Source organism: Raskinella chloraquaticus (SeqCode) (genome assembly GCF_021731865.1).
In the GTDB taxonomy this organism is placed as follows: Bacteria; Pseudomonadota; Alphaproteobacteria; order Rhizobiales; family UBA4765; genus Raskinella; species Raskinella chloraquaticus.
The window spans coordinates 49,528-64,682 of record NZ_JAKFWN010000004.1; the positions used below are offsets into that span (position 1 = coordinate 49,528).

A 15,155-nucleotide genomic window follows, 5' to 3' on the forward strand; every position below is an offset into this window, starting at 1 on the left:
TGCGAGGCTATACCGCCATCCCGCCATATCGTCTGGCAGCGCCGGTCGAACTCGGGTAAGGGAAACACCCTCCCCGGTTCTCAAACGGCGACGGACAACACATGACCCTTTCCAGGGCGGCGGTCGAACAGGCGCTGTCACAGATCCAAGATCCCGCCGGCCACGCGCTGACCAGCAATGAGCGCATCGAATCGCTGGTGATTGACGGCGCCACCATCCGCCTCACCTTGCGCATTGCGGCAGCCGAAGCAAAAGCCTTCGCCGACGTGCAGAAGGCTGCCGAAGCAGCTCTGCTCGCATTGCCGGGGATTACGCGGGCGCTGGTCATTTTGACGGCAGAAAAAACGGCATCAGCGCCGCGCGCGCAAGGGTCAGCGCGCGACATTCCTGGCGTTCGCCATATGGTGGCGGTGGCGTCCGGCAAAGGCGGCGTTGGCAAATCGACGCTTGCCGCCAACCTCGCGCTTGCGCTGCGCCGCAAGGGCCTGGCGGTTGGCCTCGTCGATGCCGATATCTATGGTCCCTCGGTGCCGCGCCTCATGGGGGTGAGCCGGAAGCCGGAATTCATCGACGGCAAAATGCTGAAGCCGATCGAGGCGCACGGGCTTAAAGTGATGTCGATCGGTTTCATGGTGGAAGAGGAAAGCCCGCTCATCTGGCGCGGCCCGATGATCGATTCAGCCCTCACCCAGATGATGCGCGAGGTCGCCTGGGGCGACCTTGACGTTCTGATCGTCGACATGCCGCCGGGAACGGGCGACGCGCAACTCACCATGGCGCAGAAAATGCCGCTCGATGGCGCCATTATCGTCTCAACACCCCAGGACCTTGCCCTGATCGACGCGAGGAAGGGGTTGACGCTGTTTGCCAAGGCTGACGTCAAGGTTTTCGGCCTGGTTGAAAACATGTCGACCTTCATCTGCCCCGCCTGTGGCTCTCGCTGCGATATTTTCGGTCATGGCGGGGCGCAGCGGGAAGCGGAAAAGCTCGGTCTCGATTTCCTCGGCGAGATACCGTTGCACATGGCAATCCGTGTTGCTGCCGATGCCGGGGCGCCCAGCGTGGTTGCCGATCCCGATGGACCGCACGCGGCGGCCTATGGTGCCATCGCCGCGCGTCTGTGGGCAAAGCTCGCTGCGCGCATATGATCCTCGAGCGCCCAAAATTGGCCACCCCCTTGTTCCATCCCGGCTCACGGTTTATCGCCTCGTTGACCTGTCGGCCCGCCAGGGAGGCCCTGTAATGCCCGGCCGTTTCGCGCTCATCGATCTTGCTCCCTGGACTGATCGGGCCGGCCGGCTGTCATGGCTGAAGCTTGCCTGCTTTATTGGTGCGCTGCTGCCCGCTTGCTGGCTCGCTTACGCCTACGCAACCGATAATCTCGGGACCAAGCCGCTGACCGCGCTCAACCACGAGACCGGCCTGTGGGCGACGCGGTTTCTGGCGGTGACGCTGGCAATCACGCCGTTTCGCCGGATTTTTGCCTGGCCTCGGCTTATTGTGCTGCGCCGGCAATTGGGCTTGACCGTGCTCGCCTATTCGCTGATCCACGTTGTGATCTATGTGATCGACCAGAGCCTCGATCTTGTCTTTGTCCTGAGCGAAATCGTCCATCGCTTCTATCTCGGCCTCGGTACCATCGCGCTTGTCATCTTCCTCGTTCAAGGCGCAACCTCGAATGATGGAGCACTGAAGCGTCTTGGCTCCGTGCGCTGGAACGAAATTCATCGCCTGATCTATCCGGCGATCCTCATCGTTCTTCTGCATTTCCTGCTGCAGTCAAAGCTCGATGTCAGCGAAGCCTGCCTCATGCTGGGTCTGTTTGCCGCGCTCATGCTCTACCGCCTTGCGCATGATATCGGCCTGCCGCTGAAATTCCCGACGCTCCTTGGTGTAGCTGTTCTATCCGGCGTCCTGACCATGCTGGCCGAGGCCGGCTGGTACGCCAGCGGTGGACGTATTTCCTTCTGGCTGGTCCTCGAATCAAACCTCGATCCGCTGTCAACCTTCCGCCCCGGCTGGTGGACCTTCGCCAGCGCTGCCCTGGTGGCGGTGCTGGCGTTTGCCCGCGCCTGTTTTGCCGAGCCGGAGCGACCGGCACGACGCCATGCACCACATCGCGCTTGAAAGCGTCGATTCGACCAATGCCGAGGCCCAGCGCCTGATCGCCGCCGGCGCCGTCCGCGGCTGGACGATGATCACGGCGCACCTGCAGCACGCCGGCCGCGGCCGCCAGGCGCGATCATGGACGTCCCCGCCCGGCAACCTCTATGTGAGCTTTATTGTGCCCAAGGATCAGCGGGGCGAATGGCGCCGCCCCTGGCTGTCAGGCTTTGCGGTGGCCCTGGCACTTGCCACCACCGTGGAAGACCATATCGACGACGGCGCGGATGTGCGCATCAAATGGCCGAATGATGTGCTGATCGCCAACGCCAAGGCCGGCGGCATCCTCATCGAGGCGGGCGCCGCTGCGCCCTTTCTCGTCATCGGCATCGGGGTCAATCTCGCCTCGCACCCGCCCGATACACTTTATCCCGCGACGCATGTGGGTGCCCATCGCACCGGCCTCCTCGCGCCTTCGGCGTTTGCAAGCCGGCTGGCAGCCCATCTGCAGCAGATGATTGAACGCTGGCTAGCCGACGGTTTTACCCCCATCCGCGCTGAGTATCTGAAAAAGAGTCATCGCCCCGGTGATCCTCTCACCATCGGCGCCAGCAGTGCAGCGCCGCGCCACGGCAATTTCATCGGGATCGACGAGGAGGGATGCCTGTGCCTTGAATGTGATGGCGCATTCGTTCGCTTTGCCGCCGGTGACGTCTTCCCCACGCTCACGCCATCGCCGTGAGGGCGGAAAGGCGCGCCGGCAGGGTGGCGATCCGCTCGGCATCGGCATTGGCAAACGCAAAGCGCAGATAGCCATGATCGCGCGGCTCGAAATAAGTGCCGGGAAGGGCCAGAACGCCCTGTTGCAGCGCCATGCGCCGCGCCACCTCTTCGCTCGACAGATGAGGAAAACCGTGACGGACATAGGCAAAATAAGCGCCGATTGACCCTATTTTCCAGTCTTTCAGCAGCGCAAACGCATCATGGAACGCAATGGCGCGGCGCAGAATATCATCGCGGTTGCGCAAGCGGTGGCTGGTGAGCGCACCGATTGCCCAGGCGCAGGCGATCTGACCGGGGCGCGGCGGACAGATCTGGAGCGTATCCAACACTTTGCCCAGATCGCTGCGCCAATGCTCGGGCACCACCATGGCGCCAAGGCGATGCCCGGGAATGCCATATGCCTTGGAGAAGGAATAAAGCTGGACGACATGGGTCCGCTTCCCGGCGTCGCGCGCAAGCAGGCGATGCGGCGGCAGCGCCTCGTCGGCCAGAAAATCGCGATAGGTCTCATCAATGACCAGCGTCAGTCCGCGCCGCTCGCACAGATCAGCGAACGCCTCGATGATCGCCGGGGGGTAGACGGCCCCTGTCGGATTATTGGGCGTGACCAGAATAATCGCCCGCGTCGAGCGGTCGATGAGTTTTTCAGCCTCGCCCGCATCCGGGACGAAACCTTGCTCCGGCGGACAGGCAAGAACGCGCGCCTCGATGCCCAGCATTCCCAGCGCCATCGCGTGATTGAAATAGCATGGCGTGGGCAGGATGAGATTGTCACCGGCCCTGGCAAGCGTCATCGCCGCCATGACAAAGGCAAGATTGCAGCCAGCCGTGATCACCACGTCCTCTGGCGTGAGCTGGCTGGTGTAAAGGCCGTTGACGTGATCAGCGTAAGCCTCGCGCAGGATCATGTCGCCGGCGATCGGTCCGTAGGCGGCCGTGGTACTATCGCCAGCAGCCTTTGCCAGCCGATCACGCAATGCAGGTGGCGGCGGATCGGCCGGCACCGCCTGCGACAGATCAAGCGGCTCCCCGGCGCGCCCATCATAGGCCGCAAGCCATGATTTGGCTTCAGGTATCGGCGGGCTGGCGACAGCCGCAAGCCAGGGATTGAGAGGTGTCAAACTCATCGATTAGCGCAATCACAGAGGTTTATGGGCAAATCCGCAGGCAGATGTCACATGTGTCCGCCGGCTCTGCCCGCCCGGCTGCCGATGGCCCGAGCGCCTAGCGCTTCTTGCCAAGCCGGCGTGCATTGCCACGCAGCGTCCGCCCGCTGGGCTCCATGGCGGCGCGCGCCGCGCGCTCGGCCCCCCGCAGGGCAGGCTGGAGCGAGGAGCGCCCGCTCATCATCGCCGCGCCCATATCCATCGACGTTTGCACCATTTCCTTCTGGATTGCTGCCACGCCCTCGGCGAAGGCGTCCACTTTCTCGCTCACCATACGCTCGCTTTCCGAGCGGCCCTTGGGCACGAAGCCAAGCGCCTCCCACCACAGCAACGGCAAACGTTGTGCCACGACATAGGGAACCAGGAAATAATCGGACAATGTCATTGAAGCCTCTATCCTGGTGCGGCACCGGAAGCATCCGGTGGCCTTCCACCTGATCGCGACCTTAGCGCATTTTCAAGAAAATCCCATGCGTCCTGATACCAGCTGCCACTGATGTAATGTCCGCCGTCATGAAAACAGGCCTTGAGGCGATGACCGCTGCCACAGGCCGTATCTGTGCGGCAATTGACACCCTCTGGCCCGCCTGACAGCCGCACGCGCTCGTCTCTCCCCGCCGCAATCGTGCAGCCATTGATGCGCCGCAGCGTATCGAGGCTGGAATAGGCATTTCCCTGATGAAGCCCCGGGCGGATAAAGCGCCCCTTCACCGGCACCGTATCATCGGCAAGGCCGTGAATATGCATGAGATGAACCGGTCCGTTCCGGCAGGCTTTCGGTTCCGGCACCCAGAAGGCGCCGGAGACGGCTGCAAAAGCGGTAAACCGACTTGGTCCCTCGCAGGCCATGTACCATACCATCGATCCCCCCAGCGAAAAGCCGGAGGCCAGAACCCGCATCGTATCAATGGGAAAGCGCTTTTCGACATCGTCAAGTACTGCGCTGATATAGGCAAATTCATTGCGTTGGCGCGGCTCACCGAAGGCCGGCAGGTTCCACACCAGGCCGCGCGCCTCGGCCGCGACCACCAGAATGCCCAGCCGGTCGAAGACCGCGAGTGCGTCCTTGTCGTGCATCATGTCATCCGCCGTCATCTGGTAGCCGGGGAAGTGGACGATCATCGGCAGGCGCGATGTCCCGTCCCAGCCAGCCGGCGGGCGCACCAGATAGCGCCCGTCCTTGACGCGGCAGGGCGAAGACGAGCCACAGGCAAGGCCTGCCGTGGACAAGCCGGCAACCAGGGCAAAGATCAGCAGAGCAAGGCGAAGCATGGAACTGTCCTTGGCTGTTTGGACTGGTGCTAGCCGCTGACGGCGCCAGGGAGAAGAAGAAAACAATCACGATCTCTCGATTGCTCGCACCTCTCATTGTCGCCTAAACTGCCATGGCTATGGCGCCACAGCGAATGGATTGTCTCATGAATGAGGTGCCAAACCTCCTCAGCCCGGCGGAAATCGAGCGTTACGCCCGCCATATCGTCTTGCGTGAAGTGGGTGGGCCTGGCCAGCAGCGCTTGAAAAAAGCCCGCGTCCTGGTCGTTGGCGCCGGCGGCATCGGCGCGCCCGTGCTCCTTTATCTGGCAGCTGCCGGAATCGGCCATCTCACCATTATTGATGATGATAGCGTGTCGTTGTCCAATCTGCAGCGCCAGATCATCCATGCGACCGAAGATGTCGGCCGCCGTAAAACCGACAGCGCCCGTGCCGCTTTGGCCCGCATCAATCCGTATGTGGACGTCGAGACGAAACCCGTGCGGCTGGACGCGGCAAACGCCCCCGCGCTGGTCGCCGGCCATGATATCATTGTCGATGGCTCGGATAATTTTGCCACGCGCTATGCCCTGGCTGACGCCTGTGCCAGGAACCACGCGATCCTCGTCAGTGCCGCCGTCGGCCGGTTCGAGGGATCGCTGACGACGCTGAAACCCTTCGCCCGACGTGATGACGGTCGCTTCTTTCCCGGCTATCGCGATATTTTTCCTCTGCCGCCCCCCGACGGCACCGTGCCGAGCTGCGCCGAGGCGGGTCTACTGGGCACGCTGACAGGCGTTGTCGGCACCATGGCCGCGATGGAAGTGCTGAAGGAAATCCTGCTGATCGGCGAGGGGTTGGCCGGGCGCCTGCTTCTGATCGACCTGATGGGAATGCGGATCGAGGAAATCGCTTACGGCTAAACCTCCCCTGACACCTGCTACGGTGAGGGAGGGGTACCGCTGAGCGCCCATGTCGCCACGGCGCGGGTGAAGAACACGATTTTGATGATCTCGCCGTCCTCGACGACGGTGTAGCACGTGTCTTTTTTCTCACCCGTCCAGCGCGAGCAATAGGCGTCCCCGGCAAATTTCCATTTGCCGGTCACCTTGTCGCCCTTGGCGTCCGTCCGCTCGATCACACCGTCCTTGTTGAAGACCAGGGTGAACAAGGCTGTTGAGCCACGCCCGCGCGATATAATCGGCACGCCGTTGAAAAACCGCGTTTTCAGCTCGGCTTGCGGCAAACGGCGGGGGAAATTACCCGCTGCCGGCGGCACCTGTTCGCCCGCCGTCGGCACCTCGCCATTCAACGAGGCCTGTGTCTGGTCCCGGGTGGCCTTCGCTTTCCTGTTGGCGCCATCGGAGCGTTTCGGTGCTGCCCGGGCTGATGGTGTCTCAAGGGCGGATTGCGGCACGTCGCCGGGCGTCAGACGCAGCTGTGCTCCAGCAGGTGACAGCCAAAGCCCTGCCAGCAGCACGATAACCGCACCCGCCGCCAAACGATGACCCGCTATTCCCGACCGCATTCTGCCTGATCCCGCCTGGGCTGATGGCGCACGCACATGCCTGTCAATAAGCCGCACGGCCCATATTTCCGCCTGCAGCTGGTACTGCCAGCAGGCGGCGCGCACCGCAATCTCTCGCACACAGCCTTGAGATTTTCCTTAACGGGCGTGCTTTTTCGGCCTCACAACATGCTGGGCAGAACGCGGTCAGGGGGGCGGTGGCCATCCATCCACGTTTTGATGTTGACGATGACCTTCTCCCCCATTTCGATGCGCCCCTCAAGCGTCGCTGATCCCATATGCGGCAACAGCGCCACTTTGCCGGTGCGCGCCAGCCGCAACAGTTTGGGATTGACCGCAGGCTCGTGTTCGAAAACGTCGAGGCCGGCGCCAGCGATCTCGCCTGCTTCAAGCATCCGCACCAGCGCATTCTCGTCGATGATCTCGCCGCGCGCCGTATTGACGATGTAGGCGTCCTTGCGCAGCAATTTGAGGCGGCGCGCCGACAGAAGATGGAACGTTCCGGGCGTGTGCGGACAGTTGACGGATATGATATCCATGCGCGCCAGCATCTGATCGAGGCTATCCCAATAGGTCGCCTCCAGCTCTTCCTCAAGCGCCGCTGCCACACGCCGGCGGTTATGGTAGTGGATCGACATGCCGAACGCCTTGGCCCGGCGGGCGACGGCCTGGCCGATGCGACCCATGCCCAGAATGCCGAGCCGCTTGCCCCAGATGCGGTGACCCAGCATCCAGGTTGGCGACCAGCCGGTCCACTCCCCCTGGTCGAGCACGCCAAGACCCTCGGCCACGCGGCGCGGCACGGCAAGAACGAGCGCCATCGTCATATCGGCGGTGTCCTCCGTCAGCACGCCAGGCGTGTTGGTGACAGTGATACCGCGCTTCATGGCCGTGTCGACGTCAATATTGTCGACACCATTGCCGAAATTCGCGATGAGCTTCAGCGAATCGCCTGCCTGAGCCAGGAAACTCGCATCGATGCGATCGGTGACGGTCGGCACCAGCACTTCGGCCGTGCGCGCAGCTTCCAGCAGTTTTCCCGGCGTCATCGCCGTTTCGCTGTCGGCAAGGCGCGTGTCGAACAATTCGCGCATGCGCGTCTCGACCACGTCAGGCAGCCTGCGGGTCACCACCACCAGAGGCTTTTTTCTGTTTGGCATCGTTCCCTCTTCTGTTCCGCTCATCGTCAGCGGATTTATAGCCTATTAACCGAGCTTGCCGCATTGTGCCGCATTCCACCACCCTTGCGAATGGCGCTTGTTCCTATCAGAAGGTCGCTTGGTGGCAAAGCTTGGTGGCACCGCCTTTGAATAGACCCGGATCAGCGGAAAGCAATGCCGTTTAAAACATCGATTTTCATCCCTCGTTTGCGCTCGATCCTGCTCGCGATCCTGGTGGTGATCGCGGGGGTCGTGACCGTGCCGGCTCTTGCCCAGCAATCGGTTGGCGCGTCATCGAAATTGCCGGTGCCACGATTTGTGTCGTTGCGCACCGACAAGGTCGAAGTCCAGCGCGGACCGAGCAAGGAACATCCCTTGGTCTGGACATTCACGCGCGCCGGCCTGCCGGTTGAAATCACTGCGGAATTCGACAATTGGCGACGTATCCGTGATGCTGATGGATCGGAAGGCTGGGTTTCGCAAGGGCGGCTGTCGAAACGGCGCACGGGGCTGGTGGCGCCGTGGGAAAAGGCGAAGACCATCGATCTGATGACGCGCCCGGGCGCAGGCGAGGTCAAGGCGCGCGTCGAATCAGGCGTCCTCGTATCCCTCAAGACTTGTGATGGCGTCTGGTGCCGCATCACGGTCAATGACGTCGACGGATACATGAAACAGGAGACGCTGTGGGGAGTTTATCCTGGCGAAAAACTTCCGGAATGACGTCAAACGTCAGCTACGCGCACCGGTGCGCCGCCGGATTTTGCGCAAGCGCACCACCACATCGACCCGGACGATCTCCATCCCCTCCGGCGGCTCCGGCAATGCCGTGATGGCAATGCTGTCCTGGGGGACATCGAGTACGCCGCCACCTTCGATGATGAAATGATGGTGATCAGCCGTATTGGTATCAAAATAGGCCCGCGCGCCATCAACCGACAATTCGCGGAGCAATCCCGCTTCGGTAAACTGGTTCAGCGTATTGTAAACCGTTGCCAGCGATACAGGGATATGCGCATTGCGAGCCTGCGCATGAAGAATTTCAGCCGATACATGGCGGTCTCCTTGCGCAAACAGCAATCTGGCAAGCGACAGACGTTGCTGGGTTGGACGCAATCCGGCGCTGCGCAGGCGGCCCGAAATATCCTGGACGCTGGGGTCGGGGCGCCATGAACGGACGTTGCGCGATGTCTCGCAACCCGCGTGAGCCATACCGTCATTGGAGCCGTCTGCCGTCATTTCCGTCCTCATAAGGCTGGAATCTTAATTTAGTGGTGATGGGCCGCGATAGCAACCGCCTGCGACGGTGTCAGCACGCGCGCGATGAAAGCGGCGGCTGGCCGCCAGGAAATACCACGTCGTCAATCCGCTTTCAGCAGCCAACCCCTTATGTTAACACACGCAGCAACAAGCACCGCTGGAAAGGCCGCTCGATGAGCGAACGTAAGACGAGTTTTGCCTATGACGACCTCATCGCCTGCGGGCGCGGGGAATTGTTCGGCGAAGGCAATGCCCAGCTGCCCTTGCCGCCGATGTTGATGTTTGACCGTATAACCGACGTCTCCGAAACCGGTGGCGCCAATGCCAAGGGCATGATCCGCGCCGAGCTCGATATCCATCCCGATTTGTGGTTTTTTCCCTGTCATTTCAAGGGCGATCCGGTGATGCCAGGCTGCCTTGGACTGGATGCCCTGTGGCAGCTGACAGGCTTCTTTCTCGGCTGGCTCGGGGCTGCCGGACGCGGTCGCGCGCTGGGGCTGGGAGAACTCAAATTTTCCGGCCAGGTGCTTCCGACCATGACGCTTGTGGAATACGGTGTTGAGTTCAAGCGTGTCATGCGCTCGAAGCTGGTCCTCGGTATAGCCGATGGCTGGCTCAAGGCCGATGGCCAGATCATTTATCGGGCAAGCGACATGAAGGTGGGCCTGTTCCGCGACGAAGCCGCCCAGCCGGTCTGAGCGGCGGACACGCATTCGGATTTATTGCGGTAGAGAGAGGGAAGTCATGCGGCGCGTCGTCGTCACCGGGATGGGTATCGTCTCTTCCATCGGCAATTCCACCCAGGAAGTGCTGGCAAGCCTGCGCGAGGCCAAATCGGGCATCGCATTCGATGCCGAGCAGGCGAAGATGGGATTTCGCAGCCAGGTGAGCGGCCGCCCGACACTGAATGCCGAGGAAATGGTGGACCGTCGCGCCATGCGCTTTCATGGCGGCGGCACGGCGTGGAACCATGTGGCCATGGATCAGGCCATCCGTGATGCCGGGCTTGAGACAAGCGATATCAGCCATGAGCGCACCGGCATCATCATGGGCTCAGGCGGCCCCTCGACCCATGCGCTTGTTGAGGCTGTCGACACCGCGCGTGCCAAGGGGGTGAAGCGCATCGGTCCCTTCGCCGTGCCCAAGGCGATGTCATCCACCGCATCAGCGACGCTGGCGACCTGGTTCAAGATCAAGGGTGTGAATTATTCCATCTCGTCAGCCTGCGCGACCTCCAATCACTGCATCGGCAACGCGGCCGAAATGATCCAGTACGGCAAGCAGGACGTGATGTTTGCCGGCGGCTGCGAGGAGCTTGACTGGTCGCTCTCCGCGCTTTTCGATGCCATGGGCGCCATGTCGTCGAAATATAATGATCGCGCCTCGACCGCCAGCCGCGCCTACGACGTCAACCGTGACGGCTTTGTGATCGCGGGCGGCGCCGGCGTCGTCGTGCTGGAAGAGCTTGAACACGCCAGGGCGCGCGGCGCCCGCATCTATGGCGAGATCGCCGGCTATGGCACGACATCCGATGGCTATGACATGGTGGCACCTTCAGGCGAGGGCGCGGTGCGCTGCATGCGCCAGGCGCTTGCCGGTTTTGGCGGCAGGGTTGACTATATCAACCCGCACGGCACCTCGACGCCGGTGGGCGATCTGAAGGAAATCGAAGCCATCCGCGAAGTGTTTGGCTCTGGAGACAAATCGCCACCAATCTCGGCCACCAAATCGCTGACCGGCCATTCGCTGGGGGCGACCGGTGTGCAGGAGGCGATCTATTCGCTCCTCATGCTCAACAATGATTTCATCTGCGAGAGCGCCCATATCGACGAGCTTGATCCGGCGGTGGCCGACATGCCGATCGTCAGAAAGCGGATCGACAATGCCGGCCTTGGTGTCGTCATGTCGAACAGCTTCGGCTTTGGCGGCACCAATGCCACGCTGCTGTTGAAGCGGTTGGAGGCGTGAGAACGCTTCCAGGTGATGGGGTGCGATGATGTGCATGCTTTAGGAATGGGTGCTTGGCTGGAGCGATCCGGTCGATTTCGAAATTGTTCCGGTGACGGCACCTGCCGAAACCACCCGGGCTGCGGGCCGGCTGAGTGAAGGGCAGCTATCTATGACATCGCCTCTTCTGCACAATAAGCGCGGCCTGATCATGGGCGTTGCCAATAACCATTCGATCGCCTGGGGTATCGCAAAGGCCTGCGCGGCGCAGGGTGCCGAGCTTGCCTTCACCTATCAGGGCGAGGCGCTGGGAAAACGCGTTGTACCGCTCGCCGGAAGCGTCGGCTCCGATCTCGTCTTGCCCTGCGATGTCGAGAATATCGCCTCTGTTGATTCCATGTTTTCAACGCTGCGCCAACGCTGGGACAAGATCGATTTTCTCGTTCACGCCATCGCCTTTTCCGACAAGAACGAACTTAAAGGCCGCTACGCCGATACCACGCGCGATAATTTCATCCGCACCCTCGTCATCTCCTGCTTTTCATTCACCGAGATCGCCCGGCGCGCCGAGGCGATGATGGCACCGGGCGGCGCCATGCTGACGCTTACCTATGGCGGCGCCACGCGGGTATCGCCCAATTATAACGTCATGGGCGTGGCCAAGGCAGCCCTTGAGGCGTCCGTGCGCTATCTGGCAGCGGATTTCGGCCCACGCGGTATTCGCGTCAACGCGCTGTCGGCAGGGCCCGTGCGCACGCTCGCCGGCGCCGGCATAGCTGACGCCCGCTTCATGTATAATTTCCAGGGCCGCCATGCCCCGCTGCGCCGCCCCGTGACGCTGGACGAAGTCGGCGGCGCCGGGCTTTATCTCCTCTCGCCGCTTGCCGGCGGCGTCACCGGCGAAATCCACTTTGTCGATTCAGGCTACAACATCGTTTCCATGCCCCGCCCCGACGAATTGAAGGCCGGCATGGATGAAGATGCGGGATGAGCAACCACACCGCGCCTGAACGCTCCGGCGGCTCGCTGGACGCCGTCTTGCAAAGCCTGCTGGGTCTTCACCCGAAATCAATCGACCTGTCGCTGGAGCGCATTGATCGCCTGCTCGTAAAGCTCGGCTCGCCCCATGAGCGCGTGGCGCCCACCATCCATATCGCCGGCACCAACGGCAAGGGCTCGACCAGCGCCTTCTGCCGCGCCATTCTCGAAGCCGCAGGGCAGACGGTTCATGTCTATACCTCGCCCCATCTCTGCCGCTTCAACGAGCGCATCCGCCTTGCCGGCGCACTGGTGAGCGATGAGGCTCTCATCGCCGCTCTTGCCCGTTGCGAAGAGGTGAATGCAGGGGCGCCCATCACCTTCTTCGAGATTACGACGGCGGCGGCCTTTCTCCTCTTCTCGCAAACGCCCGCCGATGCGCTGATCCTCGAGGTCGGCCTTGGTGGCCGGCTTGACACCACCAACGTCATCACCTCGCCGGCCGTGAGCGTGATCACCCCCATCGGCCTTGATCATCAAGCCTATCTTGGCGACACGCTGGCGCTGATTGCCGCTGAGAAGGCCGGCATCCTCAAACGCGGCCGCCCTGCCATCATCGCCCAGCAGGAGGATGAGGCGCTTGCCGTCATCGAACGGGCAGCCGCGCGGCTTTCCGCCCCCTTGCGCATATCGGGCCAGCAGTGGACCTCGGCGGAGGAGAGCGGGCGCCTCGTGCTCCATCACGAAGATGGCCTTCTCGACCTGCCGGCGCCGCGCCTTGTCGGTCGCCATCAGTTCGAGAACGCTGGCGCCGCCCTGATGGCGGTGCGGGCATTCATGCCCACTATCGCACACACGGCGCTCGAACAAGGATTGGCCGGTGTCGACTGGCCGGCGCGCCTGCAACGCCTGAGCGCCGGACCCTTGCTGGCGCATCTGCCGGAGGGGGCGGAGCTGTGGCTTGATGGCGGTCACAATCCCCATGCCGGGCGGGCGCTGGCAACCGCTCTTGCCGATCTTGAGGAGCGGGTGCCAAAGCCGCTTCTGCTCATTTGCGGCATGCTGTCGACGAAGGATGCGGCGGGATTTTTCGTGCCCTTTTCGGGGCTTGCCCGCAAGGTACTGACGCTGACCATTCCTGATGAGGCGCTGGCGATGTCCGCTCATGATCTCGCCGCCGCCGCCCGCTTGGCCGGCCTTGATGCCAGCCCCTGCGACACGCTCGACCAGGCGCTTCAGGCCACAGCCGGCAGTGCAGACGGACCACGTATCCTCGTCTGCGGCTCGCTCTATCTGGCCGGAAAAGTTCTGACGCGTAACGCCATGGCGCCCCGCTAGTCCGAAAACGCGGGTCAATACATGTCAAAAGGGCGGAATCGGCCAGGCCGGGTTGATGCCCTGCGCGCAACCGCCCCATCACAAGGGCGCAACATCAATTGGTGCGCCCAAGGCTTGGTTGACTCCTCCCTTCCGCAAGGCGAACATCCGCTCAGGAACTGTCCGGGGCGCCATCACTCAAGGCGCAACCACAAGGACAGACGACGAGGGGAGGATACAGCATTGTCATCACATCGCATGATTGCACTTGGACTAGCATCCATCCTGTCGCTGGCGCCGGCACTGGCGCAAGCCCAGGAAACCATCACCGTTTGGTTCACCAAAGGGTTTTATAAATCCGAGGATGACGCTCTGTTCGCAGCTGTCGACAAATTTCAGAAGAAAACCGGCATCAAGGTCGATATCTCTCTTTATTCGACCGAGGATTGCGTCACCAAATCGGTAGGCGCGGTGGAAGCGGGAACGCCGCCTGATCTTGGCTTCTGCACCACCTATGATTTCCGCACCACCGGTAAATGGGCCTATGAGGGCAGGCTCGAAGATCTCTCGGATATCGTCAATCCGATGAAATCGGCTTTCGTGCCGGACGCCCTTGCCACCACCTGGCTCTATAACGACAAGCTCAAGAAAAAATCCTATTTCGCCATGCCGATCCAGCGCCAGACCATCCATATCAATTACTGGCGCGACATGCTGACCGATGCCGGCTTCAAGGAAAGCGATATTCCGACCGACTGGAGCGGCTATTGGAATTTCTGGTGCGACAAGGTCCAGCCGGCGCTGCGCGCCAAGGGTCAGCGCATCTATGCCATCGGCCATCCGCTCGGCATCGAGGCCTCCGACACCTTCTATTCCTTCCTCATGGTCGCATCCGCCTATAACGCGCAAGTCGTGGATGAGGATGGCAAAATCGTCCTCGATCAACCCAAGAACCGCGCTGCCATGATCGAAGCGCTCACATTCTATACCTCGATCAATGCCAAATCCTGCACGCCACCCTCCTCGCTGTCGTGGAAGGATCCTGACAATAACAACGCCTTCCACACCAAGCAGACGGTGATGACGCATAACGCCACCATCTCGATTGCAGCGAAATGGCTGGATGATTCGAATAATGCGGCACTGACGCCCGAGCAGCGGGCGAACGCCAAGGAGAATTACGAGAAGAAGATCGCCACCACCAAATGGCCGAACCGCCCCGATGGCAGCGTCATCCCCAATCTCGCGGCAACCAAGACGGCCGTTGTCTTCGCTGACGCCAGGAACAAGGCGAAGGGCAAGGAATTCCTCGCCTTCCTCATGCAGGAGGAAAATCTGCGGCCCTTCGTCGAAGGCTCGCTCGGGCGCTGGTATCCGGTGACGGTTGAGAGCACCAAATCACCGTTCTGGAACGCGGGCGATCCGCATCGCGCCGTGGTCCACCGCCAGTTCTCGGAAGGAACCGTGCCGTTTCAGTTCGTCTATAATTTCCGCTTCACCCAGGTGAACGCCGAAAACGCCTGGGCACGCGCCATGCAGCGCGTCATGCAGGACAAGGTCTCGCCAGATGTCGCGGTTGACGAGATGATCAAGCGCATCAAGGAAATCGCTGGCTGATTCAATTCCGTCGGGCCGCCATCGCCGGCGGCCCGACGATCATGCGAC

The 15,155-nt window shown here is 61.8% G+C and carries 16 protein-coding genes; 10 read left to right on the forward strand and 6 right to left on the reverse strand.

Translation table 11 applies throughout. The features are described from left to right. The first annotated feature begins 101 nt into the window (after positions 1–101). From ACINK1_RS01830 to ACINK1_RS01840, 3 genes are all read left to right on the forward strand, one after another. The gene (locus ACINK1_RS01830) at positions 102–1,148 is read left to right on the forward strand and encodes an Mrp/NBP35 family ATP-binding protein (RefSeq protein WP_376801777.1); all 1,047 of its coding nucleotides are present in this window, start codon (positions 102–104) and stop codon (positions 1,146–1,148) included. Between the two features lie 94 nt (positions 1,149–1,242). Beyond that, positions 1,243–2,127, forward strand: a complete 885-nt coding sequence (locus tag ACINK1_RS01835) for a sulfite oxidase heme-binding subunit YedZ (protein ID WP_376801776.1) — start codon at positions 1,243–1,245, stop codon at positions 2,125–2,127. Continuing rightward, the gene (locus tag ACINK1_RS01840; protein ID WP_376801775.1) at positions 2,108–2,845 is read left to right on the forward strand and encodes a biotin--[acetyl-CoA-carboxylase] ligase; all 738 of its coding nucleotides are present in this window, start codon (positions 2,108–2,110) and stop codon (positions 2,843–2,845) included. The genes ACINK1_RS01835 and ACINK1_RS01840 overlap by 20 nt, the downstream gene beginning before the upstream one ends. Here ACINK1_RS01840 and ACINK1_RS01845 read toward each other — a convergent pair. The 3 genes from ACINK1_RS01845 to ACINK1_RS01855 all read right to left on the reverse strand — a co-directional run bounded on the left by ACINK1_RS01845 (position 2,829) and on the right by ACINK1_RS01855 (position 5,324). Further along, on the reverse strand, positions 2,829–4,013 hold the full coding sequence (locus ACINK1_RS01845) for an aminotransferase (RefSeq protein ID WP_376801774.1): 1,185 nt from the start codon (positions 4,011–4,013) through the stop codon (positions 2,829–2,831). The two genes, ACINK1_RS01840 and ACINK1_RS01845, sit on opposite strands and share 17 nt — an antisense overlap. A 97-nt stretch (positions 4,014–4,110) precedes the next feature. Continuing rightward, complete coding sequence (locus tag ACINK1_RS01850) at positions 4,111–4,437, reverse strand: hypothetical protein (RefSeq protein ID WP_376801773.1); 327 nt, start codon at positions 4,435–4,437, stop codon at positions 4,111–4,113. A gap of 8 nt (positions 4,438–4,445) precedes the next feature. Beyond that, positions 4,446–5,324: a PHB depolymerase family esterase gene (locus ACINK1_RS01855; protein ID WP_376801772.1), complete on the reverse strand. Its 879-nt coding sequence runs from the start codon at positions 5,322–5,324 to the stop codon at positions 4,446–4,448. Between the two features lie 146 nt (positions 5,325–5,470). Here ACINK1_RS01855 and moeB point away from each other — a divergent pair, with 146 nt between their 5' ends. Further along, positions 5,471–6,226, forward strand: a complete 756-nt coding sequence (gene moeB, locus ACINK1_RS01860; RefSeq protein ID WP_376801771.1) for a molybdopterin-synthase adenylyltransferase MoeB — start codon at positions 5,471–5,473, stop codon at positions 6,224–6,226. Positions 6,227–6,243: 17 nt separating this feature from the next. Here the strand turns inward: moeB and ACINK1_RS01865 are convergent, their stop codons facing one another. Together ACINK1_RS01865 and ACINK1_RS01870 are read right to left on the reverse strand one after the other, a co-directional pair. Beyond that, positions 6,244–6,831, reverse strand: coding sequence for a hypothetical protein (locus ACINK1_RS01865; RefSeq protein ID WP_376801770.1), 588 nt, complete (start codon positions 6,829–6,831; stop codon positions 6,244–6,246). A 161-nt stretch (positions 6,832–6,992) separates the two neighbouring features. Continuing rightward, entirely contained in the window at positions 6,993–7,991 is a 999-nt protein-coding gene (locus tag ACINK1_RS01870) for a D-glycerate dehydrogenase (protein WP_376801769.1), read from the reverse strand. A 174-nt stretch (positions 7,992–8,165) separates the two neighbouring features. Here ACINK1_RS01870 and ACINK1_RS01875 point away from each other — a divergent pair, with 174 nt between their 5' ends. Then, positions 8,166–8,711, forward strand: a complete 546-nt coding sequence (locus ACINK1_RS01875; RefSeq protein ID WP_376801768.1) for an SH3 domain-containing protein — start codon at positions 8,166–8,168, stop codon at positions 8,709–8,711. A gap of 9 nt (positions 8,712–8,720) precedes the next feature. Here the strand turns inward: ACINK1_RS01875 and irrA are convergent, their stop codons facing one another. Continuing rightward, a complete protein-coding gene (gene irrA, locus ACINK1_RS01880; protein WP_376801767.1) occupies positions 8,721–9,227 on the reverse strand; it encodes an iron response transcriptional regulator IrrA in 507 nt (168 codons plus the stop codon). Positions 9,228–9,421: 194 nt separating this feature from the next. Here irrA and fabA point away from each other — a divergent pair, with 194 nt between their 5' ends. The 5 genes from fabA to ACINK1_RS01905 all read left to right on the forward strand — a co-directional run bounded on the left by fabA (position 9,422) and on the right by ACINK1_RS01905 (position 15,107). Further along, on the forward strand, positions 9,422–9,946 hold the full coding sequence (fabA, locus tag ACINK1_RS01885; RefSeq protein WP_376801766.1) for a 3-hydroxyacyl-[acyl-carrier-protein] dehydratase FabA: 525 nt from the start codon (positions 9,422–9,424) through the stop codon (positions 9,944–9,946). A gap of 46 nt (positions 9,947–9,992) precedes the next feature. After that, positions 9,993–11,216 carry a beta-ketoacyl-ACP synthase I gene (gene fabB / locus ACINK1_RS01890; protein ID WP_376801765.1) on the forward strand — a complete coding sequence of 408 codons (1,224 nt, stop codon included), beginning with the start codon at positions 9,993–9,995 and terminating at the stop codon, positions 11,214–11,216. 151 nt (positions 11,217–11,367) lie between these two features. Further along, positions 11,368–12,186, forward strand: coding sequence for an enoyl-ACP reductase FabI (gene fabI, locus ACINK1_RS01895; protein ID WP_376801764.1), 819 nt, complete (start codon positions 11,368–11,370; stop codon positions 12,184–12,186). Then, complete coding sequence (locus ACINK1_RS01900; RefSeq protein ID WP_376801762.1) at positions 12,183–13,511, forward strand: folylpolyglutamate synthase/dihydrofolate synthase family protein; 1,329 nt, start codon at positions 12,183–12,185, stop codon at positions 13,509–13,511. The genes fabI and ACINK1_RS01900 overlap by 4 nt, the downstream gene beginning before the upstream one ends. A 237-nt stretch (positions 13,512–13,748) precedes the next feature. Further along, positions 13,749–15,107 carry an ABC transporter substrate-binding protein gene (locus tag ACINK1_RS01905; protein ID WP_376803770.1) on the forward strand — a complete coding sequence of 453 codons (1,359 nt, stop codon included), beginning with the start codon at positions 13,749–13,751 and terminating at the stop codon, positions 15,105–15,107. Positions 15,108–15,155 lie beyond the last annotated feature (48 nt).